At 71.5% G+C, this 26,381-nt stretch carries 28 protein-coding genes and 1 pseudogene; 15 read left to right on the top strand and 14 right to left on the bottom strand.

The window, feature by feature from the left end:
• Positions 1 to 3 precede the first annotated feature (3 nt).
• The 3 genes from ACIA8F_RS04685 to ACIA8F_RS04695 are packed head-to-tail and all read left to right on the top strand — an operon-like array spanning position 4 to position 3,416.
• On the top strand, positions 4 to 1,026 hold the full coding sequence (locus ACIA8F_RS04685; RefSeq protein ID WP_399376740.1) for a carbohydrate ABC transporter permease: 1,023 nt from the start codon (positions 4 to 6) through the stop codon (positions 1,024 to 1,026).
• Between the two features lie 56 nt (positions 1,027 to 1,082).
• Positions 1,083 to 1,919, top strand: a complete 837-nt coding sequence (locus ACIA8F_RS04690) for a carbohydrate ABC transporter permease (protein WP_399376984.1) — start codon at positions 1,083 to 1,085, stop codon at positions 1,917 to 1,919.
• Between the two features lie 6 nt (positions 1,920 to 1,925).
• Positions 1,926 to 3,416 (top strand): glycoside hydrolase family 3 protein, encoded by a 1,491-nt coding sequence (locus ACIA8F_RS04695; RefSeq protein ID WP_399376741.1) that lies wholly within the window; start codon positions 1,926 to 1,928, stop codon positions 3,414 to 3,416.
• 165 nt (positions 3,417 to 3,581) lie between these two features.
• Here the strand turns inward: ACIA8F_RS04695 and nagB are convergent, their stop codons facing one another.
• Positions 3,582 to 4,367: a glucosamine-6-phosphate deaminase gene (gene nagB / locus ACIA8F_RS04700; RefSeq protein ID WP_399376742.1), complete on the bottom strand. Its 786-nt coding sequence runs from the start codon at positions 4,365 to 4,367 to the stop codon at positions 3,582 to 3,584.
• Between the two features lie 132 nt (positions 4,368 to 4,499).
• Positions 4,500 to 5,270 (bottom strand): SDR family oxidoreductase, encoded by a 771-nt coding sequence (locus ACIA8F_RS04705; RefSeq protein WP_399376743.1) that lies wholly within the window; start codon positions 5,268 to 5,270, stop codon positions 4,500 to 4,502.
• A gap of 78 nt (positions 5,271 to 5,348) precedes the next feature.
• On the opposite strand from ACIA8F_RS04705, the gene ACIA8F_RS04710 reads away from it, so the two are divergent.
• Both ACIA8F_RS04710 and ACIA8F_RS04715 read left to right on the top strand, forming a co-directional pair.
• On the top strand, positions 5,349 to 5,942 hold the full coding sequence (locus tag ACIA8F_RS04710) for a TetR/AcrR family transcriptional regulator (protein WP_399376744.1): 594 nt from the start codon (positions 5,349 to 5,351) through the stop codon (positions 5,940 to 5,942).
• Positions 5,943 to 6,364: 422 nt separating this feature from the next.
• The gene (locus ACIA8F_RS04715; protein WP_250750383.1) at positions 6,365 to 7,834 is read left to right on the top strand and encodes a sensor histidine kinase; all 1,470 of its coding nucleotides are present in this window, start codon (positions 6,365 to 6,367) and stop codon (positions 7,832 to 7,834) included.
• A 160-nt stretch (positions 7,835 to 7,994) separates the two neighbouring features.
• Here the strand turns inward: ACIA8F_RS04715 and ACIA8F_RS04720 are convergent, their stop codons facing one another.
• Entirely contained in the window at positions 7,995 to 8,252 is a 258-nt protein-coding gene (locus ACIA8F_RS04720; protein ID WP_004937597.1) for a WhiB family transcriptional regulator, read from the bottom strand.
• A 332-nt stretch (positions 8,253 to 8,584) separates the two neighbouring features.
• On the bottom strand, positions 8,585 to 9,550 hold the full coding sequence (locus ACIA8F_RS04725; protein WP_399376745.1) for a diacylglycerol/lipid kinase family protein: 966 nt from the start codon (positions 9,548 to 9,550) through the stop codon (positions 8,585 to 8,587).
• 85 nt (positions 9,551 to 9,635) lie between these two features.
• Here ACIA8F_RS04725 and ACIA8F_RS04730 point away from each other — a divergent pair, with 85 nt between their 5' ends.
• On the top strand, positions 9,636 to 10,070 hold the full coding sequence (locus ACIA8F_RS04730) for a hypothetical protein (protein ID WP_399376746.1): 435 nt from the start codon (positions 9,636 to 9,638) through the stop codon (positions 10,068 to 10,070).
• A gap of 30 nt (positions 10,071 to 10,100) precedes the next feature.
• Here the strand turns inward: ACIA8F_RS04730 and ACIA8F_RS04735 are convergent, their stop codons facing one another.
• From ACIA8F_RS04735 to ACIA8F_RS04745, 3 genes are all read right to left on the bottom strand, one after another.
• The gene (locus ACIA8F_RS04735; RefSeq protein WP_399376747.1) at positions 10,101 to 11,180 is read right to left on the bottom strand and encodes an RNA polymerase sigma factor SigF; all 1,080 of its coding nucleotides are present in this window, start codon (positions 11,178 to 11,180) and stop codon (positions 10,101 to 10,103) included.
• A complete protein-coding gene (locus ACIA8F_RS04740; RefSeq protein ID WP_214949331.1) occupies positions 11,177 to 11,590 on the bottom strand; it encodes an anti-sigma regulatory factor in 414 nt (137 codons plus the stop codon). The genes ACIA8F_RS04735 and ACIA8F_RS04740 overlap by 4 nt, the downstream gene beginning before the upstream one ends.
• A gap of 258 nt (positions 11,591 to 11,848) precedes the next feature.
• Positions 11,849 to 12,109 (bottom strand): UBP-type zinc finger domain-containing protein, encoded by a 261-nt coding sequence (locus tag ACIA8F_RS04745; protein ID WP_383952157.1) that lies wholly within the window; start codon positions 12,107 to 12,109, stop codon positions 11,849 to 11,851.
• Between the two features lie 63 nt (positions 12,110 to 12,172).
• Between ACIA8F_RS04745 and ACIA8F_RS04750 the strand changes: the two genes are divergently transcribed.
• Entirely contained in the window at positions 12,173 to 13,750 is a 1,578-nt protein-coding gene (locus ACIA8F_RS04750) for a Na+/H+ antiporter (RefSeq protein ID WP_399376748.1), read from the top strand.
• A gap of 61 nt (positions 13,751 to 13,811) precedes the next feature.
• Here ACIA8F_RS04750 and ACIA8F_RS04755 read toward each other — a convergent pair whose 3' ends face one another.
• Together ACIA8F_RS04755 and ACIA8F_RS04760 are read right to left on the bottom strand one after the other, a co-directional pair.
• Entirely contained in the window at positions 13,812 to 14,744 is a 933-nt protein-coding gene (locus ACIA8F_RS04755) for a 1-aminocyclopropane-1-carboxylate deaminase/D-cysteine desulfhydrase (protein ID WP_399376749.1), read from the bottom strand.
• A 132-nt stretch (positions 14,745 to 14,876) separates the two neighbouring features.
• Positions 14,877 to 15,104, bottom strand: coding sequence for a hypothetical protein (locus tag ACIA8F_RS04760; protein ID WP_351043155.1), 228 nt, complete (start codon positions 15,102 to 15,104; stop codon positions 14,877 to 14,879).
• A 283-nt stretch (positions 15,105 to 15,387) separates the two neighbouring features.
• Here ACIA8F_RS04760 and ACIA8F_RS04765 point away from each other — a divergent pair.
• Together ACIA8F_RS04765 and ACIA8F_RS04770 are read left to right on the top strand one after the other, a co-directional pair.
• Positions 15,388 to 16,035, top strand: a pseudogene (locus ACIA8F_RS04765) (XRE family transcriptional regulator); the annotation flags it as partial.
• A 4-nt stretch (positions 16,036 to 16,039) separates the two neighbouring features.
• Positions 16,040 to 16,510 carry an NUDIX domain-containing protein gene (locus ACIA8F_RS04770; RefSeq protein WP_399376751.1) on the top strand — a complete coding sequence of 157 codons (471 nt, stop codon included), beginning with the start codon at positions 16,040 to 16,042 and terminating at the stop codon, positions 16,508 to 16,510.
• Positions 16,511 to 16,694: 184 nt separating this feature from the next.
• Here ACIA8F_RS04770 and ACIA8F_RS04775 read toward each other — a convergent pair whose 3' ends face one another.
• The 3 genes from ACIA8F_RS04775 to ACIA8F_RS04785 form a co-directional block, all read right to left on the bottom strand.
• Positions 16,695 to 17,285 (bottom strand): N-acetylmuramoyl-L-alanine amidase, encoded by a 591-nt coding sequence (locus tag ACIA8F_RS04775; protein WP_399376752.1) that lies wholly within the window; start codon positions 17,283 to 17,285, stop codon positions 16,695 to 16,697.
• A 94-nt stretch (positions 17,286 to 17,379) separates the two neighbouring features.
• Positions 17,380 to 18,576: a globin domain-containing protein gene (locus ACIA8F_RS04780; RefSeq protein WP_399376753.1), complete on the bottom strand. Its 1,197-nt coding sequence runs from the start codon at positions 18,574 to 18,576 to the stop codon at positions 17,380 to 17,382.
• Between the two features lie 167 nt (positions 18,577 to 18,743).
• On the bottom strand, positions 18,744 to 19,196 hold the full coding sequence (locus tag ACIA8F_RS04785; protein WP_399376754.1) for an RrF2 family transcriptional regulator: 453 nt from the start codon (positions 19,194 to 19,196) through the stop codon (positions 18,744 to 18,746).
• 225 nt (positions 19,197 to 19,421) lie between these two features.
• Here ACIA8F_RS04785 and ACIA8F_RS04790 point away from each other — a divergent pair, with 225 nt between their 5' ends.
• The 5 genes from ACIA8F_RS04790 to ACIA8F_RS04810 all read left to right on the top strand — a co-directional run bounded on the left by ACIA8F_RS04790 (position 19,422) and on the right by ACIA8F_RS04810 (position 23,667).
• On the top strand, positions 19,422 to 20,828 hold the full coding sequence (locus ACIA8F_RS04790) for a family 2B encapsulin nanocompartment shell protein (RefSeq protein WP_399376756.1): 1,407 nt from the start codon (positions 19,422 to 19,424) through the stop codon (positions 20,826 to 20,828).
• A gap of 78 nt (positions 20,829 to 20,906) precedes the next feature.
• The gene (locus ACIA8F_RS04795; protein ID WP_399376757.1) at positions 20,907 to 21,953 is read left to right on the top strand and encodes a family 2 encapsulin nanocompartment cargo protein polyprenyl transferase; all 1,047 of its coding nucleotides are present in this window, start codon (positions 20,907 to 20,909) and stop codon (positions 21,951 to 21,953) included.
• A gap of 151 nt (positions 21,954 to 22,104) precedes the next feature.
• Positions 22,105 to 22,704 carry a GNAT family N-acetyltransferase gene (locus ACIA8F_RS04800; RefSeq protein WP_399376758.1) on the top strand — a complete coding sequence of 200 codons (600 nt, stop codon included), beginning with the start codon at positions 22,105 to 22,107 and terminating at the stop codon, positions 22,702 to 22,704.
• Positions 22,705 to 22,794: 90 nt separating this feature from the next.
• Positions 22,795 to 23,379: a dihydrofolate reductase family protein gene (locus ACIA8F_RS04805; protein ID WP_399376759.1), complete on the top strand. Its 585-nt coding sequence runs from the start codon at positions 22,795 to 22,797 to the stop codon at positions 23,377 to 23,379.
• A gap of 36 nt (positions 23,380 to 23,415) precedes the next feature.
• Entirely contained in the window at positions 23,416 to 23,667 is a 252-nt protein-coding gene (locus tag ACIA8F_RS04810) for a hypothetical protein (protein WP_399376761.1), read from the top strand.
• Here the strand turns inward: ACIA8F_RS04810 and snpA are convergent.
• Positions 23,664 to 24,323 (bottom strand): snapalysin, encoded by a 660-nt coding sequence (snpA, locus tag ACIA8F_RS04815; protein ID WP_399376762.1) that lies wholly within the window; start codon positions 24,321 to 24,323, stop codon positions 23,664 to 23,666. The genes ACIA8F_RS04810 and snpA overlap by 4 nt on opposite strands.
• A gap of 207 nt (positions 24,324 to 24,530) precedes the next feature.
• Here snpA and ACIA8F_RS04820 point away from each other — a divergent pair, with 207 nt between their 5' ends.
• Positions 24,531 to 25,475: a LysR family transcriptional regulator gene (locus tag ACIA8F_RS04820; RefSeq protein ID WP_383952181.1), complete on the top strand. Its 945-nt coding sequence runs from the start codon at positions 24,531 to 24,533 to the stop codon at positions 25,473 to 25,475.
• Between the two features lie 48 nt (positions 25,476 to 25,523).
• Here the strand turns inward: ACIA8F_RS04820 and ACIA8F_RS04825 are convergent, their stop codons facing one another.
• The gene (locus tag ACIA8F_RS04825) at positions 25,524 to 26,351 is read right to left on the bottom strand and encodes a hypothetical protein (protein ID WP_399376985.1); all 828 of its coding nucleotides are present in this window, start codon (positions 26,349 to 26,351) and stop codon (positions 25,524 to 25,526) included.
• Positions 26,352 to 26,381: the final 30 nt, after the last annotated feature.

Below are 26,381 nucleotides of genomic sequence, written 5' to 3' on the forward strand. Positions count from 1 at the left end.
GACATGACCGTGCACTCCCAGGGAGCGGCCACTTCCGCTCCACAGGACGCACCACACGAGTCCGCGGGGCCGGCCCAGACGCCGCCGCCCACCGGAGCCAAGGCAGCGTCCCAGTCTCCTCGCGGGGGCAGAAAGTCGCTCCCCTCAGGGTGGTTGCCGTACCTCCTGATCGGGCCCGCCGTGCTCAGCATGGCGACCCTGCTGCTGTACCCGCTGATCAAGAACATCATCCTGTCGTTCCAGAAGGTCGACAAGATCGAGTTCATCCAGCGGAAGGCGCCGTTCAACGGCGTGGACAACTACACCGAGCTGCTGGGCGACTCGCAGTTCTGGACCGTGGTCGTCCGCAGCTTCGTCTTCACCGCAGCCAACGTCTTCCTGATCATGGTGCTCGGCAGCCTCATCGGGCTCCTGCTGAACCGGCTCGGCAAGTGGATGCGCCTGGTCCTGTCGATGGCGCTGGTGATGGCCTGGGCCATGCCGATCGTCGCCTCCGTGACCGTCTTCCAGTGGCTGTTCGACGAGCAGTACGGCGTCATGAACTGGCTGATGCGCACCTTCGGCTTCGCCGGCTACGACCAGCACAACTGGTTCGAGACCGGCATGTCCACCATGGTGATCATCACCGTCCTGCTGGCCTGGGGCTCCATCCCCTTCGTCGCCCTCAACATGTACGCCGGCCTGACCACGGTCAGCGGCGAGCTGTACGAGGCCGCGCGCATGGACGGGGCCAACGGGTGGCAGACGTTCTGGAAGGTCGTCTTCCCGAACCTCAAGTCCTTCTTCCTGGTCACGACGTTCCTTGAGGTCATCTGGATCTTCAAGGCGTTCACCCAGATCTACGCGATGAACAAGGGCGGCCCCGACCGCGCCTCGGAGACGCTGACGATCTACGCGTACGTAGAGGGCCAGAGCCAGGGCCACTACGGTCTGGCCGCGGCGATCTCCGTCCTGACGATCGTGATGCTCGTGATCGTCATGTCCTTCTACTTCCGTCTGATCCTGAAGCAGGAGGAGGAGCAGTGAGCACCACCACCGCCCCGAAGCCCGCGCCGTCCGCGCCGTCCGCGAAGCCCCAGCAGCTGCGCAACCGCCGGCCGATCCGTCCCGCCGCGGTCGCCAAGAACATCGGCGCCCTGCTGCTGGCCGTCCTCTTCGTCTTCCCCGTCTACTGGATGTTCTCCTCGGCCCTGAAGCCGTCCAGCGAGATCCTCTCCAAGGACCCCGTCTTCGTCTTCACGCCGACGATGGAGAACTTCACCAAGGCCACCGGCGTCGACCTGTTCTGGACCTACGTCGCGAACAGCTTCATCGTCACCATCGGCGCCGTCACGCTGGCCCTGCTCGTCGCCCTCGCCGCGAGCTTCGCCATCGCCCGCATGAAGTTCAAGGGCCGCAAGGGCCTGGTCCTCGCGGTGATGATGGCCCAGATGGCGCCCTGGGAGGTCATGGTCATCGCGATGTACATGATCGCCCGCGACTCCGAGATGCTGAACAGCCTCCCGCTGCTCACCGCGATCTACTTCGTGATGGTCCTCCCCTTCACCATCTGGACCCTGCGCGGCTTCATCGCCGCCGTCCCGGTGACGCTGGAGGAGGCCGCCCAGATCGACGGCTGCACCCGCGGCCAGGCCTTCCGCAAGGTGATCTTCCCGCTGCTGGCCCCCGGCCTGATGTCCACCTCGCTCTTCGGCTTCATCACGGCCTGGAACGAGTTCGCGATGGTGCTGATCCTGAACAAGGACAAGTCCGCGCAGACCCTGCCGCTGTGGCTGACCCAGTTCCAGACGGCCTTCGGCAACGACTGGGGCGCCACCATGGCCGCTTCCTCGCTCTTCGCGGTCCCGGTGCTGCTCATCTTCGTCTTCCTCCAGCGCAAGGCCGTCGGCGGCATGACCGCCGGCGCCGTGAAGGGATAACGGCCCATGACTGTCCTTGCGCACCGCACCGATACCGTGACCCGGGACGCCCTCGCCGTGCTCCAGCCCGGCTTCGAGGGCACGACCGCCCCCGCCTGGCTGCTCCGGCAGGTCGCCGAAGGCCTCACCGCCGTCGGCCTCTTCGGCCGCAACATCACCTCGCCCGAGCAGGTCGCCGCGCTGACCGCGCAGCTGCGTACCGAGCGGGACGACCTCCTCGTCGCCATCGACGAGGAGGGCGGCGACGTCACCCGCCTCGAGGTCCGGGGCGGCTCCTCCTTCCCCGGCAACCTGGCCCTCGGCGCCGTGGACGACGTGGACCTGACCCGCGACGTCGCCCGCGAGCTGGGCCGCCGCCTCGCCGAGTGCGGGGTCAACCTCAACTGGGCCCCGTCCGCGGACGTCAACTCCAATCCGGACAACCCGGTCATCGGCGTACGGTCCTTCGGCGCCGACACCCACCTCGCCGCCCGGCACACCGCCGCGTACGTCGAAGGCCTCCAGGCCGCCGGCGTCGCCGCGTGCACCAAGCACTTCCCGGGCCACGGCGACACCAACGTCGACTCGCACCACGCGCTGCCGCGCATCGACGTGGACCTCGACACCCTGGTCGCCCGGGAGCTCGTACCCTTCCGGGCCGCCATCGAGGCCGGCAGCAAGGCCGTCATGAGCGCCCACATCCTGGTGCCGGCCCTGGACCCGACCCGCCCGGCCACCCTCAGCCCGCAGATCCTGACCGGTCTGCTGCGCAAGGAGCTCGGCTACGAGGGCCTCATCGTCACCGACGGCATGGAGATGCAGGCCATCGCCGGGACCTACGGGATCGAGCGCGGTTCGGTGCTGGCCATCGCGGCCGGCGCCGACGCCATCTGCGTCGGCGGCGGGCTCGCCGACGAGGGCACCGTGCTCAGCCTGCGCGACGCGCTGGTCGCGGCCGTCCGCGACGGCTCGCTCCCGGAGGAGCGCCTCGCCGAGGCCGCCGCCCGGGTCCGCTCGCTGGCCGAGTGGACCCGCCAGGTCCGTCAGGGCGCGCGGCAGGAGGGGAGCAGCGCGCCCGGCATCGGACTGGCGGCGGCCCGCCGGGCGGTGGTCGTGACGGGGTCGCGCGCGGCGGCCGCCCCGGTGAACGCCCCGTACATCGCCACGCTCACCCCGGTGGCCAACTTCGCGGTCGGCGACGAGACCCCGTGGGGGGTGGCCGGGGAGGTGTCCGCACTCGTCCCGGGCACCGACTCGGGCGTGTACCAGGAGGGGGCGACGGCCGACGGCATCCTGGCCGCCGCGGGGAACCGGACCGTCGTCGCGGTGGTCCGCGACGCGCACCGGCACCCCTGGATGACCGAGGCGCTGGACGCGCTCGTCGCGGCGCGGCCGCAGACGATCGTGGTCGAGATGGGCGTGCCGCAGGCAGCACCGCGCGGCGCGCTGCACATCGCGACGCACGGCGCCGCCCGGGTCTGCGGACGCGCTGCCGCGGAGATCATCGCGGGGGTGTAGCAACCCCTGCGGGCGTCACCCCGCGTCTCATGCGCCGGCGGGGCTGGATCTTCCAGCCCCGCCGGCGTTCTCGGGCGCGCGGGGTTCTCCTGCGCGCGGCGAGCACGATGAAGGGCCGGACACCCCCTGCGGGGTGCCCGGCCCTTCATCGTGTGCGGGTACGACCTACAGACCCTGCCAGGCGGGCTTGTTGGCGTAGGTGTGGCGGAAGTAGTCCGCCAGCTTCAGCTTGGAGGCGGCGGCCTCGTCCACGACCACGGTGGCGTGGCGGTGCAGCTGGAGCGCGGAGGCCGGTACGAGGGCGGACAGCGGGCCCTCGACGGTCTGCGCGACGGCCTCGGCCTTGCCCTCGCCGGTGGCCAGCAGCACCAGGTGGCGGGCGTCGAGGATGGTGCCGATGCCCTGGGTGATGACGTGGTGGGGCACCTGCTCTATGTCGTTGTCGAAGAAGCGCGCGTTGTCCACGCGGGTCTGCTCCGTCAGCGTCTTGATGCGGGTGCGGGAGGCGAGCGAGGAGCAGGGCTCGTTGAAGCCGATGTGCCCGTCCGTGCCGATGCCGAGGAGCTGGAGGTCCACGCCGCCGGCCTCGGCGAGGGCGCGGTCGTAGGCGTCGCAGGCGGCGACGATGTCCGCGGCCGAGCCGTCCGGGCCCATGAAGGAGGCCTCGGACAGGCCCAGCGGCTCCACGACCTCGCGCAGGACCACGGCGCGGTAGGACTCCGGGTGTCCGGCGGGCAGGCCGACGTACTCGTCGAGCTGGCAGACGCGGGCCTTGGAGGCGTTGACCAGACCGGCCTTCACCTTGGCGGCCAGCGCCTGGTAGATGGGCAGCGGGGTAGAGCCGGTCGCCACGCCGAGCAGGGCGTCGGGCTTGCGGCGGACCAGGGCGGCCATGGCCTCCGCGATGAGCTCGCCGCCTGCCTTGGCGTCCGGGACGATGACAACTTCCACGCGGGGCCTGCCGATCTGGAGTGTGAATGTGGTATAGACCAATCTAGCAGAGGCGAGGCCCCGTTGCCGGGTCTTCGCACACACTCCATGGTGGGCCGGATCGGCCGCCGCGGCCTCCCGGGCCCGGGCCGGCTACAGCAGTGAGAGCTGGAGTCCGCCCGTCACGGCCAGATGCTGGCCCGTGACCCAGCGGGAGTCCGGGGAGGCGAGGAAGGCGACCACGTCCGCGACCTCCTGCGGGGTGCCGAGCCGGTCGAAGACGGAACGGGAGGCGGCGTGTGCGCGGGCCGCCGGGTCCGCGAGCCAGGCGGCGTTCAGGTCGGTCTCCACGATGCCGGGGCCCACCGAGTTCACGGTGATCTCCCGGGGTGCGAGCTCGGCGGCCAGCGAGACGGTCAGCGCGTTCACGGCGCCCTTGGCCATGACCGTGGCGAGGATCGCCGGCAGGGCGATGTCCGGGGTGCCGGTCACGTTCACGATCCGGCCGCCGTCCCGCAGCCGCTCCAGGCCGTGCCGGATCACGAAGAACGGCGCCTTCGCGTTCAGCGCGTGCACCCGGTCGTACGTCTCCTCGTCGGTGGAGCCGATCCCGGCGAAGGTGGCGGTGCCCGCGTTGTTCACCAGGATGTCGACCCCGCCGTCCCCCTCGCCGGCCAGCGGATGGGCCGCGTACGCCGCCCAGAGGGCCTGCGCACCGCTCGGGGCTCCGAGGTCCGCCCCGACCGCGAAGGCGCGGCCCCCGGCCGCCTCGATGGCGCCGACGGTCTCCCCGGCCGCCGCCGCGTTGGTCCCGTAGGCCACCGCGACCAGCGCCCCGTCGCGGCCGAGCCGCTCCGCGATGGCCCGCCCGATGCCCCGGCTGCCGCCCGTGACCAGTGCCGTCTTCCCCTTGAGCACGCCCATGGCGCGCCCCCCTTTCGATAACGGTCGATACAGAAAGGACCGTACCAGATTCCGTAACGCCCGCTATAGAATGAGCGCATGGTGACCGGACAGCGCGGCAGGCCCCGCTCCTTCGACCGTGACGCGGCCCTCGACAAGGCGATGTTCGCCTTCTGGGAGCGCGGCTACGAGGCCACGTCGATCTCCGACCTGACCGCATCCCTCGGCATCAGCGCCCCGAGCCTCTACGCGGCCTTCGGCGACAAGCGCAAGCTCTTCGACGAGGTCGTGGTGGTCTACGGCGGCCGCTACGCCGACTTCGCGGCCGTGGCCCTCGCCGAGGAGCCGACCGCCCGTGCGGCGCTGGGGCGCGTCCTGCACGAGGCGGCGGAGGTCTACACCGACCCCGCCCACCCGCCGGGCTGCATGGTGATCAGCGCGGCCGTCAACACCACCTCGGACGAGGTGGCGCAGGCGCTGCGGGTGCGGCGGGAGGCCAATCTGGTGGCCTTCGAGCGGCGGATCCGGGCCGATGTCGCCACGGGGGTCCTGCCGGCCGGTACGGACACGTGGGCGCTGGCGCGCTACGCCGGAGCGGTGCTCCAGGGGATGTCCCAGCAGTCGCGCGACGGCGCGGGGCGGGCGGAGCTGGAGGCGGTGGCGGAGCTGGCGATGCGGGCCTGGCCGCAGTAGGACGGGTTCCGCGGTGCGCTCGCGGCTTCCGCGGTGCGCTCGCGCACGGTGCGTCCGGGCCGCGGAAGGGCCACGGGATTCCTCTGGGCCACGGTGCCGAACGGGACCCTCAGCCCGCCCGGCACCGTAGCCCGGAGTACTTACGGCCGACGGGTGTGCGGTGCCCGACGTCCGGTGGGAGGTGAACGCGCGGTCAGGGCAGATCGCGCGGCTTACCTCGATCCGTCCTCCTGTGCGGGGAGGGCGGAAGCCTGATGCAATTGTGGACTAGACCAATCTGTTCTGTCCATCCAATGACGCAACCCTGATTACCGTCACTTCCTCCAACCCTACGCGGAAGCGGGGTCTCCTGGATACTCCGGAGTATCCACGCTGAGGAAAGTCATGGCCCGTACCCGGGGTACGCTCGCCACGTGCCCTCCATGAACGACCTCGTACGCCAGCACACCGCTCTCAGTGAAACCGACCTGGAGTGGCTCCACCTGCTGGTCTCGGAGTGGCAACTGCTCTCCGACCTCTCCTTCGCCGACCTCGTGCTCTGGGTTCCCACCCTCGACGGCAGCCGGTACGTCTCGGTCGCGCAGATGCGCCCGAACACCGGCCCCACCTCGTACCAGGACGACATGGTCGGCCACCTGGTCCCGCGCGGCCGGCGCCCGCTGCTCGACGCCGCGCTCGACGAGGGCCGCATCGTGCGCGAGGGGGACCCGGAGTGGCGCGAGGAGGTGCCGGTCCGCGTCGAGTCCATCCCCGTGCGCCGCGAGGGCCGGGTCCTCGGCGTGATCGCACGCAACACCAACCTGCTCACTGTGCGTACACCCAGCCGGCTGGAGCTGACCTACCTCCAGTCCGCCTCCGACCTGGCCCAGATGATCGCCGCGGGCTCCTTCCCGTTCCCCGGCCAGCAGGTCGACATGGACGCCTCCCCGCGCGTCGGCGACGGCCTGATCCGGCTCGACGCCGAGGGCGTGGTGACGTACGCGTCCCCGAACGCGCTCTCCGCCTACCACCGGCTCGGGCTCGCCTCCGACCTGGTCGGCCAGCACCTGGGCACCATCACCTCCGAACTGGCCCCCTCCCGCGGTCCGGTGGACGAGGCCCTGGTCAAACTCGCCAGCGGCTGGGCCCCCCGTGAGACCGAGGCCGAGGGCAGCGGCGGGGTCATCCAGCTGCGGGCCATCCCGCTCAAGCCCAAGGGCACCCGGATCGGCTCGCTCGTCCTGTGCCGCGACGTCACGGAACTGCGCCGTCGCGAACGTGAATTGATTACGAAGGACGCGACCATCCGGGAGATCCACCACCGGGTCAAGAACAACCTCCAGACCGTGGCCGCGCTCTTGCGCCTGCAGGCCCGCCGGATGGATTCGCCGCAGGGGCGCGAGGCGCTGAACGAAGCCGTCCGCCGCGTCGGTTCGATCGCGATCGTGCACGAGACGCTCTCTCAGAACCTCGACGAGCGGGTCGAGTTCGACGAGATCGCCGACCGCGTGATCGCGATGGTCTCCGAGATCTCCCCGGGCAAGGTCGCCTGCCGGCGCACCGGCCGCTTCGGGATCCTCGACGCGGAGGTCGCCACCCCGCTGTCGATGGTGCTCACGGAGATCCTCCAGAACGCCCTGGAACACGCCTTCACCCAGGGGGAGGGCGGCACCGTGGAGGTGTCCGCCGCCCGCTCGGGCAGCGGCCGCGACGACGCCCGGCTGCTGATCTCGGTGGTCGACGACGGCTGCGGCCTGCCCGAGGGCTTCGACCCCCAGCGGGCCGGCAACCTCGGGCTGCAGATCGTACGGACCCTGGTGGAGGGCGAGCTCGGCGGGACCTTCGACATGGTCGCCTCCGAGCCGCGCGGCACCAAGGTCGTCCTCGACATACCGGCCAGCCCGCAGAAGTAGCGCACCCGGCCCGTGACTCAGGGTGACGTCAGGGGCCGGCCACCGGGGCCGGACAGCACTGAACCCCGTACCGAATGGTTTTCGGTACGGGGTTCAAGAGCACGTTGCTGAGCGCTTATATGGGTACTACGCGCTGCGGCTCGAGGCTCGAAAGTCGATGTCAGGCGGTTGCGTTGCGCGCCCGATTGCGAGCGGCGCGGCGCTTCATCGCGCGGCGCTCGTCCTCGCTGAGGCCGCCCCAGACACCGGAGTCCTGGCCGGACTCGAGCGCCCACTGCAGGCACTGCTCCATGACGGGGCAACGGCGGCAGACGGCCTTGGCTTCCTCGATCTGCAGCAGCGCAGGACCGGTGTTGCCGATGGGGAAGAAGAGTTCCGGGTCTTCCTCACGACAAACGGCGTTGTGACGCCAGTCCATGGCTGCTCCATCTCCTTGTATTGCGGGCAGGTTGCTTGTGAATGTGAACGCTTTCACGAATCCCTTCGTGAGGGAAGGGAGACCGCCCAGTTTGGGGAAAAACTCGCCCTGGGCTGTCGGAGATTCGTGGAGGGGTTCTGGCGATCTGTGTGGGTGCCGGGTTCTGCGGGCTGTCCCGATCGCCATGTAGAGATTCGCAAACCTCGGACGGGGATACAACCCCTTCCGGAAAGTTTTTTTTGATTCGTCGGTGTCTACTAGGTCACAGCCCTACTTCCTAGGGGTGGACCGGCGTGTAAACGTTCGAGTAGAAGGACTTTCGGCCCTTCCACTCACACAATCACACGCAGTGCACGGCGTATGCCTGTGAACCGAACGCTGGTGCGCAGTCCGAGGTGGTCGCCGTCCATCTGGAACGGAAGCGGCACCTTGGAATGCAAGGTGAAGTCCGTCAGATCGTGCAGAGACACCGCATGCTTGCCGTGCGGGCCGCGCTCAGGAGTCGAGGTCAGGAGCTGTGTCGCGTAGCGAGCGACCGCCGGAGTTGACAAACGGTCCAGCGCCAATACGTCAAGTGCAGTATCGAACGACGCCTCGGGGGAGGCGTAAAGAGGCCGGTTGCCCAGGTATGTCCAGGGTGACGTGTTGCACACTATCGACAGCACCAGGTCCGTCACCGGATCCGCGCCGGGGCGCTCCAGCGTGACCGTGCCGTGCCGGCGGTTGGGCTCTTCCCAGAACTGGCGCATCAGCTGTCGCACGTACAGGGCGTGGGTCGAACGCTTGCCCCGTTCCCGCTGCTGCTCGACGCGGCCCACCACGCCCGCGTCGAAGCCGAAGCCCGCGCAGAAGGTGAACCAGCGTGCCGGAACCGACTCGTCCTCCGTGCCCGGAGTGCCGGCGGCGAGCCCCAGGCCGACCGTTCGTTCGCGCCGCTCCCGCAGTGCGTCGAGCAGGGCGCCGGTCGCCTCGACCGCGTCGTTGGGCAGTCCGAGCGCGCGGGCGAAGACGTTGGTGGAGCCGCCGGGGACCACCGCGAGCCCGGGCAGCCGGTCCGGATCGGGTCCCTCGTGCAGCAGTCCGTTGACCACTTCGTTGACGGTGCCGTCGCCGCCCAGGGCCACGACCAGGTCGATGCCGGTCTCGGCCGCCCTGCGGCCCAGGTCCCGGGCGTGGCCGCGGTATTCGGTGGTGACCGCCTCCAGCTTCATCTCGCTGGCGAGGGCGTGGGTCAGGACGTCGCGCGTGCGCGCACTGGTGGTCGTCGCTGCTGGGTTGGCCACGAGGAGTGCACGCATGGGCGTCAGCCTACCGACCCCTTCCGGAGCCGCCCATACTGGCCGTCCCCTCCGGGCGCGGCCGGGGCGCGGCTACGCTGCTGGGGTGAGTACGAAGCCCAGTCCCACCGCGTCCGCCGTCCCCGTCCCGCTGCCCCGCCGGCTGACCGCGGCCGCCGCGCTGACCGCGCTGGAGGGGCTGGCCGTGGCCGGGCCCGGGGTCGCCGACCTCTATACGGCCGTCTCCGGTGACGGCGACTCCCTGCAGGCCGCGACCGGCGGGGTCACCCTGCTCGTGCTGGCCGCCCTGCCGCTGGTCGCGGCGCGCGGGCTGCTCCTGGGCCGGCGCTGGAGCCGCGGCCCCGCGCTGATCACCCAGCTGATGGCGCTGCCGGTGGCGTGGATGCTGTGGACCGCGGGAGGGGCGATGAAGGCCGCGGCCGTGGCGCTGGCCCTGGCCGCGGTGGGCGTCACCGCCCTGCTGGTGAACCCGAAGGCCACCGAAGCGCTGGGCATCGGGCCCGCGGAGCAGGCCCGATAGCCCGTACGGGCCGCTCGTGCGCGGGGCCTGCTACTCCTCGACCAGGAGCTTCTCGCGGAGCTGGGCCAGGGTGCGGGCCAGCAGCCGGGAGACGTGCATCTGGGAGATGCCGACCTCCTGGGCGATCTGCGACTGGGTCATGTTGCCGAAGAACCGGAGGAGGAGGATCCGCTTCTCTCGCGGCGGCAGCCCTTCGAGCAGCGGCTTGAGGGACTCGCGGTACTCGACGCCCTCCAGCGCCTCGTCCTCCGAGCCCAGGGTGTCCGCGACCGCCGGCGACTCGTCGTCGGTGTCCGGGACGTCCAGCGAGAGCGTGCTGTAGGCATTGGCCGATTCCAGGCCCTCCAGCACCTCCTCCTCGGAGATCCCCAGCCGTTCGGCCAGTTCGTGCACCGTGGGGGAGCGGCCGTGCTGCTGGGACAGTTCCGCCGTCGCCGTGGTCAGCGAGAGCCGCAGCTCCTGCAGGCGCCGGGGGACCCGTACCGCCCAGCCCTTGTCGCGGAAGTGGCGCTTGATCTCGCCGACCACCGTGGGCGTGGCGTACGTGGAGAACTCGACCCCGCGGTCCGGGTCGAAGCGGTCCACGGACTTGATCAGACCGATGGTGGCGACCTGGGTCAGGTCGTCCAGCGGCTCGCCGCGGTTGCGGAAGCGCCGGGCCAGGTGTTCGACCAGCGGCAGGTGCATCCGTACGAGCCGGTTGCGCAGCTCCGCCTTCTCCGGCGAGCCGTCGGGCAGCGCCCGCAGCTCGATGAAGAGGGCCCGCGCGCCGCTGCGGTCGCGCGGATCCGGCAGGGGCAGCGGCGCGGTGAACACCGGGGCCGCGAAGGCTCCGGGGGTGTCCGCGGCGGCCGCGTCCGGCGTGTCCGGGGCCGGGGTCACCGGCTGGGCCGTGGCAGCGGCCCCCGGTGGCTGGACCGGCAGTGTTTGGTCGTGCTGGTTCTCGCTCACAGGGCCCGCCCGTCGCTCCGCCGAGTCCAAAAAGCCGTTTTCCGCATCCGTGTCAGCCGGGTGCGGCCGGGCGTGCTGCTGCTCCGGAATGCCGCCGTCGACCTCGTGTCCTACCCGGGGCCGATCCCCGCCCCGCACCGGGACCTCCCCGCCGCTCACGCCGGGCCTGGTCCCGCGCCGCGCTGTTTGTAGAGGCTGATGCTCACCGTCTTGTTCTCCTCGACCGTGGCCTCGACCTTCCCGGCGAGAGCCGAGAGGACCGTCCACGCGAACGTGTCGCGCTCCGGCGCCCGGCCGTCGGTGGTCGGGGCGGAGACGGTCACCTCCAGCGAATCGTCCACCAAGCGGAAGACGCAGCTGAGGACGGAGCCGGGCACGGCCTGCTGGAGCAGGATCGCGCAGGCCTCGTCCACCGCGATGCGGAGGTCCTCGATCTCGTCGAGGGTGAAGTCCAAACGTGCCGCGAGGCCGGCCGTGGCCGTCCGCAGCACAGACAGGTAGGCACCCGCAGCGGGCAGCCGGACTTCCACGAAGTCCTGGGTCCCGGGCTCGCCTGCGATCTGGGACACCCTCACCTCCAAGGTGGTACGAGCTCTGTTCGCCGGTGACGCTATCGCGATCCGGGCGATCGTGTCGCGGCACCCCTGTCGGACGGTGCAGAACCCCTTTGAACAAAGCTGCACATAGCCGGCCGGAAGGCCGCGCCTGCGACCAGTGACTGATGGTAAGCCCTTGGGGACGCACAGTGGCTAGGGGTCTGCGGGCCCAAATCAGGGGAACCGGCGGAGGGTTGATCTACCCCGCTCGGGGCGATCGAACCGTCGAATTCAAACGATCGAACCGTCGACGAAACACCATCGCCAGGTCTCACCCGGTTCGAAGCTGCGCATCACCGGATGACCGGTCTCCCGGTGGTGCGCCGTGGCGTGCCGGTGGGGCGAGGAGTCGCAGCAGCCGACGTGCCCGCACCCCAGGCACATCCGGAGCTGGACGGGATGGCTGCCGAGCGCCAGACATTCGGGGCAGGTCTGGGCAAGCGGGACGGGCTCGGGGCGCGGCAGTTCGGGAACGTGGGTGCACTCGCTCATGATGGCCAGCGTACTGAGGTACGGGCGCCCGGGATGCCATGACTCAAGCGAGGGTGATCTTCGATGGAGGTATTGCCGCTGGTGGCGCTGGTCGCCGGCTGTGCGGTCGTCGCGGGCCTGGCCCGCCGCACCCCGGTGCCCGCGCCCCTGATGCTGGTGGCCGCAGGCCTGGCCGCGGCCTACGTGCCGGGCGTGCCGGAATACGACCTGGACCCGCACATCGTGCTGCCCCTGCTGCTCCCGCCGCTGCTCTACACGGCCGCGGTGGACAGCTCGTACCTGGACCTGCGGGCGAACATCCGGCCCGTGGCGCTGCTCTCGGTGGGGTACGTGCTCTTCGCGACCGTCGCCGTCGGGTACGCGGCGTACCTGCTGGTGCCGGGGCTCTCGCTGCCGGTGGCGCTGGTGCTGGGGGCGGTCATCGCCCCGCCCGACGCCGTCGCGGCCACGGCCATCGCCCGCAAGCTCGGGCTGCCCAACCGGATCACGACCATCCTCCAGGGCGAGTCCCTGGTCAACGACGCCACCGCGATCACCGCGTACAAGGTGGCGCTGGCGGCGGCGGTCGGGGCGAGCGCCGGCTGGACGGACGGGATCCGGGAGTTCCTGGTGGCCTCGGTGGGCGGGGTCGCGATGGGCCTGCTGCTGATGGTCCCGATCCACGTCCTGCGCACGAAGCTGCGCGAACCGCTCCTGCAGAACACCCTGTCGCTGCTCATCCCCTTCGTGGCCTACGCGGCCGCCGAGCGGGTGCACGCCTCGGGAGTGCTGGCGGTCGTGGTGGTCGCGCTGTACCTCGGGCACCGCAACTGGCAGGTCGACTTCGCGACCCGGCTCCAGGAGGAAGCGGTCTGGAAGGTGGTCGCCTTCATCCTCGAATCGGTGGTCTTCGCGCTGATCGGGCTCCAGCTGCCGGTCGTGCTGAAGGGGCTGGGGGAGTACGAGGGCAGGGCCGCGGCGGGCTACGCGGTGGTCGTGTTCCTCGTCGTGGTCGCGGCCCGCTTCGCGTGGGTCTTCCCGGCGACGTTCCTGCCGAGGTTCTCGCAGCGGATCCGCAGCCGCGAACCGGAGACCAACTGGAAGGCTCCGGTCATCGTGGGATGGGCGGGCATGCGGGGCGTGGTCTCCCTGGCGATCGCCTTCTCCGTGCCCGTCACCGTGCCGCACCGGAACCTCATCCTGTTCCTGACCTTCACGACGGTGATCGGCACGCTGGTGGTCCAGGGCCTGACCCTGCCGCCGCTGATCCGGCTGCTGCGCCTGCCGCCCAAGGACACCCACGCCGAGACCCTGGCGGAGGCCCAGGCCCAGAGCGAGGCCTCGCAGGCTGCGGAGGACCGCCTGGCGGAACTCCTGGCCTCCCCCGCGAACGCCCTCCCGCCCCCGCTGGCGGACCGGCTGCGCACGGTGCTGGAGCGGCGCCGCAACGCGGTGTGGGAGCGGCTGGGCGAGGTCAACGCAGTGACGGGCGAGTCCGCGGACGACGTCTACCGCCGGCTGGCCGGGGAGATGATCGAAGCGGAACGCGAGGTCTTCGTCTCCCTGCGCGACGCCCGCCGCATCGACGACGAGATGCTCCGGGCCCTGCTGCGCCGCCTGGACCTGGAGGAGGCCGCGGCGTACCGGGAGGAAGCGGGCTAGCGCCGGGGCCGCGGAGCGCGTGCCGGGCGTCGTGAGGCAGGCGGGACTGTGCGGACACCCCCTACGGGCGGCCCGTGACGACCGCCGCCAGGGTGGTGCCGCGGGGGAAGGCGCCCTCGCGGGTCAGGGCGAGCAGGGCCCACAGGAGCTTCGCCACGTAGATCCGCTCCACCGGCAGGCCGTGGCGGGACTCGAAGTCCGCCGCGAACAGCGCCAGCTCGGCGGGGACCCGGGCGTAGCCCCCGTGGGCGTAGCCCTCGGCCAGCGACCAGTCGCCCGCCGGTCCGCCGAAGGCGGCCGCCTGGAGAGAACGTATCTCCGCCCCCAGGAAACCGCCCCCGACCACCGGCACGCCCAGCGCCCGCTGCCCCGCGCCGAGTCCCGCCGCCAGCCCGGCCAGCGTGCCTCCGGTCCCGCAGGCCACGGCGGCCACGTCGCAGACTCCGGCCAGCTCGCGGCCGAGCTCGGCGCAGCCGTGCAGGGCGAGGGCGTTGCTGCCGCCCTCGGGGATGACGTAGGCCCCCTCGGCGCCGGCCAGCGCGGGCAGGGCGGCCTTGTCCCGGTAGGCCGACCGGGTCACGAAGTGGAGCCGCATGCCGTCCGCCGCGCACCGGGCCAGCGAGTCGTTCAGCGGCCGCCCCGCGAGCTCGTCCCCCCGTACGATCCCGACCGTGCCCAGCCTCAGCAGCCGGCCGGCCGCGGCGGTGGCCCGCAGGTGGTTGGAGTAGGCCCCGCCGAAGGTCACGAGCTCCGGGTACCCGCCCGCGACGGCGGCCCGCAGATTCGGCGCGAGCTTGCGCCACTTGTTGCCGGGAGGGTACAGGTCCACTGGTCCAAGTAGGTCCGTGTCCCACGGGACGTTGGTGTGGATCAGGTCGTCCCGCTTCAGTAGCAAGCGGACGCCGTACCGCTCGAACCTGTCGTCACGGATCTCCTGCAACGGGGACGGCGGGCGTGGCTGCAAGAGCACGTCAACGTTCGCGGGGCGATTCACCCGTCCATTGTGGGGCGCTCCTGCCCGTGCCGTCGCACGTCAGAGCCCCGCCCACGCCATTCGGGTGGTGTGAGCGGGGCCGGAGCCGGCGCGCTGGACTGTCCTGATCGCCGTCGCCCAGCGGGCCGGGGTCTACGTCTGGCGGGTGACGCGCGCGTGATCCGTGAACACCCGCCTGAACAGGTCGTGCCCCGTCCGCCCGGCGTGCCGGAGCGCCCAGTCCTGCGCGTCCGCCTGTTCGTCGTGAGCGCCGGACTCGGCTCCACAGCCTTGGGCGACGCAGAACGCCTCGTACGTCACCCCGCCTTCGGGGGCGTGCCGGATCGTGTGGGGGACGTAGCGGAGCACGGCGCGGGTCATCGACTCACCTCCGTGTGCGGGTGCTGGCGGATCTCCACGTTGCAGTCCATGACCCCCGAGAGGTCCCGGCGCCGGTAACACTCAGTGCGCTGAGCGACCAGTGCCCCGCACACGTCGCAGTCAGGGTCTGCTGGATCGGGGTCGGGCACGGGGAACGGATGCCGCTGCTCGACTTGTTGCCACAATCCCGGCGCCATACCGAAAACCCCTTCACCGTCCGCTGGTGCCGCGATCGTCCCGCCGATGATCAGGACGGGGGAACCTCGTACGTTCGGCACTTCGGGAACGCTGGGTGAACCTCGGGCGCACCCCACGCCGGGCAACCGCACTCAAGGCGGCGGAGACGTTGGGCGAGGACATTCACGCCCTGTGGCCGGCTCTCCGGCAAGCACGGGCAGCGCGGGCCGTCAGTCCGGAACTGGTCGCTCTGTACGACCAGCGGGCAGACCTTCCCGTATCTGTGTTCGTGGATCTCCTCTCGGCAGCGCGCGAGCGCATCGACGTCCTGGTCTACGCGGCGGTGTTCCTGCACGAGGCGTATCCCCGGCTGAACGATCTCCTGCGGGAGCGTGCTGCCGACGGGTGCGCGGTACGCATCGCAGTCGGCGACGCGGACAGCGAGAACGTCCAGCAGCGAGGACAGGAGGAGAAGTTCGGGCATGGCATCGAATCCCGCTGTCGCCTCGCTCTCTTGCACTACCGGCCGTTGGCGAGCGTGCCGGGCATAGAGCTTCGGACACACGGCACGACGCTCTACAACAGCTTGTACCGGGCTGATGATCAGGTGTTGGTCAATGCCCACGTCTGGAGTGTGAACGCGTACGGTGCGCCCGTGTGGCACCTTCGCCGCCAGGACTCCGGCGGCATGTTCGACACCTACGCGGACAGCTTCAATGCCGTGTGGGAGACAGCCCACCCTGTGGAGGCATGACCGGATGGCCCGGACCGAGTACTACGACGATCCCCACGCTCCGGAGCCGAACAGCATGGTCGTGGCCGCCTCGGCGGTGGTCACCGACGGCGAGGGCCGCATCCTGCTGCAACGGCGCACGGACAACGACTTGTGGGCGCTCCCCGGCGGAGGGATGGACCTGGGCGACTCACTGCCCGGCACGGCTGTCCGCGAGGTCAAGGAGGAGACCGGGCTCGACGTGGAGATCACGGGACTGGTCGGCACGTACACGGACCCCCGGCACATCATCGAGTACACCGACGGCGAGGTCAGGCGACAGTTCAACGTCTGCTTCACGGCCCGCATCACCGGCGGAGAACTGTCCCTCTCGAACGAGAGCACGGAACTCCGGTTCGTGGCGCCGGCCGACCTGGACGTGCTACCCATGCACCACACCCAACGCCTGCGCCTCCGGCACTTTCTGGAGCGCCGTCCCGCGCCATACCTCGGCTAACCGGGCAGCGACGGCCACGTGACAGGTGTCAGCGAGGGGAGACAGCGGTGAGGGATGGCCTGCGCCTCCTCGTCGGGTACGTCACCGACCACCCACACGGCTGTTGAACGTATTCCACCTGCACCTTTTGTTCGGGTCGGGCGGACGTTATCCGCCCTCCCCGGATGCCGGTCCGCGGCGGGGCCTACTTCAGCCGTTCCTCCACGCGGGTGCGCATCGAGGCCATCGTGAAGCCCTTCGGGTCGATCTTGCCCGGGCGCCATTCCAGGTGGCCGATGACCGAGCGGGCGGTCCAGCCGTGGGCGCGGCACAGGGCGGCCGATGCGCGGGCCATCGCGTCGAGCTGGGCGGCCGGCCAGGGGTCCTGGCCGTCGCCGAGGTTCTCGCACTCGAAGCCGTAGAAGTGGCGGTTGCCGTCGGTGTCCGAGGAGTGGTCGGGCGGGAGGCGGCGCTCGGCGATCACGGCCGCCAGGACGTCGGAGTCGCCCGCGCCGGCGTGGTTGGCCCGGCCGTTGCCGACCAGGTGGACCCGGCCGTCCTTGGTGATCACGCCGTGGCAGAGCGGGCCGGGGAGGTCCGCGTGGCCGTCGCGGCAGAGCTGGACGGTGTACGCGGTCCCGTGCGTGACGGTGTGGTGGAGCATCACCCCGTGGACCGGCCCCCAGGGGCCCTTGTGGTTGCGGTTGTGGGTGCGCCAGCCGCCGATTTCGACGACGGTGAGCCCCTCGGCGCGCAGGGCGCCGAGGAACCGGTCTGCGGACAGGGGTGCGGACATGACCGCCTCCTTTGAGTAGCCGGACGGTTACTCAACGTTTAGTGGAGGCAGTCGTTCCGCCGCAAGGGCGCGCACCCGGCGCACGGATCACGGATCACGCCGAGGCGAGCCACAGGTCGGGGCCGAAGACCTCGTAGGCGATGTCCGCGGGCGCCACGCCCTTGGCGATCAGCTGCTGGCGCGCCGCCCGCATGAAGGGGAGTGGGCCGCAGAGGTAGGCCTTCGTGCCCGGGGCGACGGGGAGGGAGCCGAGGTCGAGGCGGCCCTCGCGGTCGCCCGGCTCGGCGTCGGCCTCATACCAGAAGTGCGCCGTGGCGTCGGGGAGCTTGTGGGTCAGGGCGCGGTGGTCGGTGCGCAGGGCGTGGTCGGCGGGGGAGCGGTCGGCGTGCAGGACGGTGACGGGGGCCGCGTGCGCGGTGTCGGCCAGGTGTTCCAGCATGGAGAGCATCGGGGTGCAGCCGATGCCGGCCGAGGCCAGGATCACCGGGGCGGCGGAGTCCTGGAGGACGAGGTCGCCGTAGGGGGTGGAGACGCGCAGGGTGTCGCCGGTGCGGACGTGGGCGTGCAAGTGGTTGGAGACCTCGCCGTCGGGGCCGTCGGCGGCCGGGCCGTGGACCCGCTTGACGGTGATCGAGCGGACCGGGGAGCCGGGGGCGCTGGAGAGGCTGTACTGGCGGATCTGGCGGGCGCCGTCGGCCAGTTCGACCTGGACGGAGACGTACTGGCCGGGCTTGAAGCCGGGCGCCGGGGCGCCGTCGGCCGGGGTCAGGTGGAAGGTGGTGCAGTCGACGGTCTCCTCGACGCGGGCGGAGACCGTCCAGTCGCGCCAGACGTCCCCGGCGAGGACCTGCTGCTCGGCGTAGAGGCGCTCCTCGATGGTGATGAGGGCGTTCGCCATGAGCCAGTAGACCTCGTCCCAGGCCTCGGCGACCTCGGGGGTGACGGCCTCGCCGAGGATTTCCACGATGGCCTCGAAGAGGTGCTTGTGGACGATGGGGTACTGCTCGCGGGTGACGCCGAGGGAGGCGTGCTTGTGGGCGATGCGGTTCAGCATCACGTCGGGGCGGGCGTCGGGGTGTTCGACCAGGTGCGTCGCGAAGGCGGCGATGGAGCCGGCGAGGGCCTGCTTCTGGAGGCCGGCGTTCTGGTTGCCGCGGTTGAAGAGGTCGCGGATCAGTTCGGGGTGGGCCGCGAAGAGCTTTCCGTAGAAGAGCTCCGTGATGTCGCCGATGGCCGCGCCCACGGCGGGCAGGGTGGCGCGTACGGTCGCGGTCGACTTCTCGGACAGCATGCGGTGACTCCTCGGTCGGGGGTGGATCGTAGAATTTGAATGCGAGATGCGTATTTACGGACAGGGTCCGGGCGTCCGCCGAGATGCGGATTCCTGTTCGAAGGGGTCGTGGAGATCAGGCTATGCGGGCCCAGTGCCGATGCGAACCGGCCATCCGGCCTCCGCCGTCAGGGTCTTCCGGCCCCCGCCGGTCCGCCCGAAATGCCCAGCAGGAGCGGCCCGGTCGGGGCTGCCACCAGGTCGTTCACCGTCAGCGGGTCCAGGGAGGCGAAGAAGGCCTCCTGGGCCCGGCGCAGTGCTCCGCGCAGCACGCACGCGCTCCGCAGCGGGCACGGGACGGTGCCGTCGCAGTCCACCACGTCGCCGGCGCCCTCCAGCTCGCGGATCACCCCGCCCACCGAGGCGGCGCGCCCGGCGGAGGTCAGGGTGAGGCCGCCGCCGCGTCCGCGACGGGCTTCGACCAGGCCGAGATGCTGCAGCTTGGCGACCACTTTGGCGGTGTGGGTGTACGGGACCTCCATGGTCGCCGCCACGTCGCGCGTGGTGGGGAGGTCCGCCTCGGCGACGGCCAGGCGCATCAGTACGCGCAGGGCGAGGTCGGTGAATCGGGTCAGCCGCATGGGTCCAGCGTAGAAAACTTGCATCCGAGGTGCAAATTAAAACGGCGATGATCACATCGGTGGCCGAAACGGGTGGGGTCCAAGTGCCGCGTGGGGCGGGAGGTGAACTCAGAAGGGTGCCCAGCCACGAACGGAGTAGTCCCACCCTTTTGTGTAATGGTCCCACCACGGTCCGTGCTGAAAGGCTCCGTCCGCAGATTCATGGAGTGATCGAAGGGGAAATTCATGTCGGTCCAGGCAGGTTCCGAATCCGAGACCCAGGCACCGCAGCGCAGTCTGGGAACCACGGCCGCGCGGAACTTGGCAACCACGACCAAGTCCGCGCCGCAGATGCAGGAGATCACCTCCAGGTGGCTCCTGAAGATGCTCCCCTGGGTGTCCGTCCAGGGCGGTACGTACCGGGTCAACCGGCGGCTGAGCTACTCCGTCGGCAACGGCATCGTGGAGTTCATCAAGACCGGCACGCAGGTGCAGGTGATTCCGGCCGAGCTGGGGGAGCTCCCGGTCCTGCGCGACTACGACGACCCCGACGCGCTGGCCGAACTCGCCGCGCGCTGCCACCAGATCGACTTCGAGCCCGGCCAGGAGCTGACCTCCTTCGGCAGCCCCGCCGACAAGGTGTTCCTCCTCGCCCACGGGCGCATCGACCAGATCGGCCCCGGCCCGTACGGCGACGACGCCGTCCTGCAGACCGTCGCCGACGGGGCCTTCTTCGGCGAGGACTCCCTCGTCGACGAGGAGGCCATCTGGGAGTACACCGCCCGCACCGCCACCGCCGGCACCGTGCTCGTCCTCTCCCGCCAGGACTTCCAGATCCTCGCCGACCGCGTCGACTCGCTGCGCGCGCACCTGGACTCCGTACGGGCCCTGCCCGAGCAGCGCACCAACAAGTACGGCGAGGCCGCGATCGACCTCTCCGCCGGCCACCAGGGCGAGGCCGTGCTGCCCGGCACCTTCGTGGACTACGAGGCCCGGCCGCGCGAGTACGAACTCTCCATCGCGCAAACGGTTCTGCGCGTCCACACCCGCGTCGCCGACCTGTACAACCAGCCGATGAACCAGACCGAGCAGCAGCTGCGGCTCACGGTCGAGGCGCTGCGCGAGCGCCAGGAGCACGAGATGCTCAACAACCGCGACTTCGGCCTCCTGCACAACGCCGACTACGACCAGCGCATCCAGTCCCACGACGGGGCCCCCAGCCCCGACGACATGGACCAGCTGCTCAGCATGCGGCGCGGCTCCAAGTTCTTCCTCGCCCACCCCAAGGCCATCGCCGCCTTCGGGCGCGAGTGCAACAAGCGCGGGCTGTACCCCGAGTCGGTCGAGATCGGCGGACACCGGGTGCCGTCCTGGCGCGGGGTCCCGATGTTCCCGTCCAACAAGATCCCGATCAGCGACGCCCGTACGACCTCCATCCTGTGCATGCGCACCGGCGAGGACGAGTCGGGCGTGATCGGCCTGCACCAGCCCGGCATCCCGGACGAGATCGAGCCGAGCACCTCGGTGCGGTTCATGGGGATCAGCGAACAGGCGATCATCTCGTACCTGGTCACCACCTACTTCTCCGCCGCCGTGCTGGTGCCGGACGCGCTCGGCGTCCTGGAGAACGTGGAGATCGCCCGCTGGAGCTGACCCGGCCGGTTCCGGCGCCGGCGCCGGAGCGAGGGGACCGACGGACAACGGGACAGGACGGGACGGAGCGCACACGCCATGTCGACCACTGAGGCGACGACCACAAGCGAGGGGCAGGAAGCCGCCGTCCTGCTGGAGCGGACGAGGGAAACGGTCAACCCGGAGCTGCGCCGGACCGTGGAGAGCCTGCCCGGCTCGATGCGGCACGTGGCGATGTACCACTTCGGCTGGGAGCACGAGGACGGCACCCCGGCGGCGGGCAGCACCGGCAAGGCCATCCGGCCCGCCCTGGTGCTCGCCGCCGCGCAGGCCCTGCGCGGGGACGGGGTGCCCGGTGACGCCGTACGGGCGGCGGTGGCCGTGGAGCTGGCGCACAACTTCACGCTGCTGCACGACGACGTCATCGACAAGGACGTGCGCAGGCGCGGCCGGCCGACGGCCTGGACGGTCTTCGGCACCTCGGACGCGATCATCACAGGGGACGCCATGATGGCGCTCGCGCTGCGACTGCTCGCCGAGGATCCGCATCCGGCCTCGGCGGCGGCCGCGGCGCGGCTGGCCGCCTGCATCGTCGAGCTGTGCGCCGGCCAGCAGGCGGACTGCGCCTTCGAGCGGCGCCCCAGTGTCTCCCTCGACGAGTGCCTGACCATGGCGACGGCCAAGACCGGGGCCCTGCTGGGCTGCGCGTGCGCGCTCGGCGCGCTGTACGCGGGGGCCGGGCCGGACGAGGTCGAGGCCATGGACGCCTTCGGCCGGGAGGCCGGACTGGCCTTCCAGCTCATCGACGACCTGATCGGCATCTGGGGGGACCCCGGTCACACCGGCAAGCCGGCCGGGGCCGATCTGCTCGCCCGCAAGAAGTCCCTCCCGGTCGTGGCCGCCCTCACCTCGGGCACCCCGGCGGGGGAGGAACTGGCCGCGCTGTACGCGGGTCCCATGACCGGGGACGACGTGGCCAGGGCCGCCGCCGCGGTGGAGCGGGCCGGTGGCCGGGACTGGGCGCAGGCCCATGCCGCCGACCGGATGGGGCGGGCGGTGCAGCAGCTGTCACGGGCCGTTCCGGATCTCGGGGCGGCGGGCGGGCTGCTGGCGCTGGCGGAGTTCGTGACGCGGCGCACGATGTGAGCGCGCAAGGGGGCGCGTAGGGGCGAGGGGGACCCCGGGAGGCCTGTTCCGGCACCGCACGGTGCCGGAACGGGCCTTACCGCGTGGAGGGGGCAACTCTAGGATCGCTCACGGTTGTTGACGCGCGTGAGTGATGTGAAGGGTGTGACCCATGGGACTGGACATACGCCAGGCCGGGCCGTCGGACCGGGACGCCGTGGCGCGGCTGCTCGACGAGGCCTTCCGCAGCGATCCGGTGAGCAGCTGGGTGTTCCCGGACCCGGAGCACCGGGCCGCGGTGCACGGGAAGTTCCTGGGCGTCTTCGTGGACGTGGCGCTGGCCGAGGGGCGGATCGACTACGCGGCGGACGGCTCGGCGGCGGCGCTGTGGCTGCGGATCCCGGCGGCCGATCCGGAGGCCGAGCCCGTGGAGGACGAGATCCCGGCGAGGATGCGCGCCGTGGCCGACCCGGACAACGAGCGGTGCGAGCTGGTGGGCCTCCTGACGGGCGAGGTGCATCCGACGGCGGAGGAGCACGAGTACCTGCTGATGATCGCCGTCGCCCCCGGGCGGCAGGGCGAGGGTCTGGGCACGGAGCTGATCCGGCCGGTGCTGGAGCGCTGCGACCGCGAGGGCGTGCCGGCCTACCTGGAGGCGAGCAGCGAGCGCAGCAAGGCGCTGTACGAGCGGCTGGGCTGGCAGTTCACGGGCGAGGCGGTGCGGCTGCCGGACGGGCCGCTGATGTGGCCGATGTGGCGCAAGCCGCGGTAGCAGCCGATCCCCGTTGCCAAACCACTCCGCCTGAAGTACTTTGAGCGACGTGCCTCGATGGGGGTGCACTGTCGAACGGAAGAGAATCGCTTGCGCAAGCTCACGTACTTCGTCGCCGCGTCGGTCGACGGCTTCATCGGGGCCCCGGACGGCGACGCCGCATTCATCTACGGCCACCTCGACCAGGAGTTCATCGAGCACCTCAAGGCCGAGTACCCGGAGACCATCTCCACCCCGGGGCGCGTCCAGCTGGGGATCGGGGACGCGGAACCCAGGCACTTCGACACGGTGCTCATGGGGCGCGGTACGTACGAGCCCGGCCTCAAGCAGGGCCTGACCAGCCCGTACGGGCACATGCGCGAGCAGTACGTGGTCTCGCGCTCGCTCACCGAAGCGCCGGACCCGGCGGTGCGGCTGATCGGAGGCGACCTGGTGGCCAAGGTCCGCGAGCTCAAGGCCGAGGAGGGTCTCGGCATCTGGCTGTGCGGCGGCGCGGACCTCGCGGGACAGCTGATCGACGAGATCGACGCGTTCGTGGTCAAGACGTACCCGGTCTTCGTCGGCACCGGCATGCCGATGTCGCGCGCCGGATTCGGCGCCCGCCCCCTGGAACTGACCGGGTTCCAGGCCCTCGGCGGCGGCCAGGTCGTCACCTCGTACACCGTCAGGCGCTGACCCGCCGAACCGGCGGAACCGGCCTACCGTGGAGGTATGGCCGGTGAACAGCGGGACCAGCAGGCGCACGGGACGGTCGCCCCGCACGCCGGGCACGACCAGCAGTCGTGCCCGGCGTGCGGGAGCCCCGTCGACACGATCGTCGGGCGGCGCAAATCCCTGGGGATCTTCGTACCGGTGTGGACCCCCGGTCCCTGCCGGAACCGGGGGTGCACGGCGTACGAGGCTGCGTACGAGCAGCCGGGGGACGGGCCCCGGGGTGAGGGGTCCCGTCCCGGCGGGGCCTAGCCCTTCGCGTCCAGGCCGGACGCGACGAGGCCGTTCGCCCACAGCTGGTTGACGCGCGAGCGCTCGGCGGAGTTCGGGTTGGGGTTCGTGCACGAGGTGCCGGGGCCGCCGCCGGACATCAGCTCGCTGCACGGGCCCGAGTAGTGGTCCGGCAGTCCGAGGACGTGGCCGGTCTCGTGCGCGGTCACGCGGGTGGAGTCGTACTGCTGGTTCTGCCGGTAGTCCAGGAAGATGTAGCCCTGGCCGTGGCCGTTGGTGCTCGCGTACGAACCGCGCGAGTCGTTGCCCTCGTAGTACGAGAAGTTCCCGCCCGAGGACACCTCCTGCAGCTTGACGTTGACCACCGAGCTGTTCCAGATCTGCGTGGAACGGGCTATCTGGCTGCGGAAGCTCGGCGCGTTGCGGGTGTTGTAGGTGACGGTGACGGCCGCCAGGCCCGGGCTCGCGGCGCGCTGCTCGGCCACCGAGCGCTGCACGGCCTCGAAGAAGGCCCGGTTGGCGGCCTGGTTCTCCTTCGACTGCTCGTACGCGGCGTACGTGGCCGGGCTGCCGGCGCCCGGGGAGGCCGAGGCGGCGGCGCCCGGGACGACGGCGCCGAGGACGGCGGCGACGCCGAGGCCGACGGCGGACAGAGTGGTCTTGCGGGAGTGCTGCATGTGGGGGACTCCTGCTCATCCGGTGCGGTGGGGGGATCGTTCGGTACCGGAGTCTGCGGGAGCGGGAGGGGCCGGCGGATGATGTCAGACCCCGATAACGCCGGGCTATCGGGAGGATTTCGGAAGCCCAACCACCATGAGAATGGCGGGATTCGAGGGGATACCGGTTACTGGTGCGGTCGGCTCGGCCCGGCCTACTCTCGGGGCATGGAGCTTGAGGTCAGGCACCTGCGCGCCCTGTGCGCCATCGCCGACGCCGGCAGCCTGCACAAGGCCGCCCGGCAGCTCGGCGTGAGCCAGCCCTCCCTGACGACCCAGTTGCGGCGCATCGAACGCGCCCTGGACGGGGAGCTGTTCCTGCGCGAGCGCACCGGATGCCGGCCGACTCCCTTCGGTCGGACCATACTCGGGCGGGCGCGGCCGCTCCTGGCCGAGATGGCCGCCCTCGTCGCGGAGGCCCGGGCGCTGTCGCAGGGGCCCCGGCTGCGGATCGGCTCGACGGCCAGCCGCGCCCTGCCCGGCTGGCTGCGGCGGCTGCACCGGCGGCTGCCCGACACGGAGACCGACCTGATGGTCGACGTGTCCGCCAACGCGCTGCTGCGGATGACCGCTTCGGGCCGGCTCGACGTGGCCTTCGTGCACGAGGTGGAGGGCAGCCCGCTGCGGGTGCCGGCCGGGCTGGAGCTACGGGTGCTGATGGAGCGCGAGCCGCAGTTCGTGTCCATGTCCCGGGACCATCCCGCGGCGGCGCGGGCCGTGGTGGAGCTGCGCGACCTCGCCGCCGACCGGTGGACCGTGGACCCGTCGGTGGACGGGGAGTGGGACGGGCTGCGCCGGGTCCTCGCGGGAGCGGGCCTCGACCCGCCCCTGCTGCACGCCGACTACCACACGGCCGCCTCGCTGATCGCCTCCGGCGAGGCCGTCGCCCCCTGCCAGCCCACCTCCGGCGTGCGCGAGGACATGGCGATCCGGCCGCTCTCCGGTGATCCGCTCGCCGTACGCCTCCTCCTGGCGACCCGCCCCGGGGTGCACGCGCAGGTGTCCGACGGGGTGTACGAGGACCTCCGCGCGGCCTACCGCGAAGCGGCCCTGGAGACTCCGCCCTACCGGGCCTGGCTGCGCCGCAACGCGAGCCCGTTGCTGGCGGCGTAGGGCGGGCAGGGGCCGGTACGGCCCGGGCGGGCGCGGCGGCCCGGGCGGTTACGCCCTGCGGCGGGCCCGGTCGTAGGCCAGGGCGGCCGCGCCGTGGGTCACCAGTACGGTGCCCGCGGCCAGCCAGCCCGGGCTGCGGCGGCGGGCCGCCCACATCATCAGGGGGGCTCCTGCGGCCAGTTGGGCCGCACCCGCCAGGCGCGCCTTGGGGCCCCGGATCCACGGGCCCAGGGGGCTGTCCTCGACCACCGCGAGCTCCGCCCGCACGGTGTCGCGCCAGCCCGCCCACTCCACCCGCTCGGCCCCCGGCGCGACCCGGGCGGCCTCCCGCAGCCGGTCGGCCGGTTCGCCCGGGGCCAGGCCCGCCGGCAGGGCCAGGCCCGCGCGGGCCAGCAGCGCGATGACGCCGAGCAGCCGGGAGTCGCCGTCGGCCGCCGGGTCGGGGCGGGTGAGGCGCTCCAGTTCCTCCAGGTCCAGCACCGGGTCCAGGGCGAGCCGCGCCGCCAGCACCCGCATGGCGTCCGCGTCCGCGGCGTGGGGGGCGTCCGGCCCGCCGTGCGGGCGGCCCGCCGCGTCCCACTCGTAGGCCGCCGACCTGCGGAACCCGGAGGCCAGGACGAAGCCGGTCCGGCCGTCCTCCCACCACAGGCTCAGCACCGGCCAGTTGGAGCTCAGTGCGACCGCCGCGCCCCAGCCCGCCAGGACCTCCGCCACGGATTCCGGGCCGCCGATCCAGGGCTTGGCCTCGGGCACCAGCACGCTCCACTCGCCGGCGGGGGCCAGCAGCAGGCGTTCGCGCAGGATGTGCGCGGCGGGTCGGGCGGCGAGGGGCTCGGCGCGGCAGAGCAGCAGTCCGCCCGCCGTGGTCTGGGAGATCGGCATGCCCACACGCTAAGCCAAAACCGC

The organism is Streptomyces sp. NPDC051563, from assembly GCF_044454225.1.
Taxonomy (GTDB): domain Bacteria; phylum Actinomycetota; class Actinomycetes; order Streptomycetales; family Streptomycetaceae; genus Streptomyces.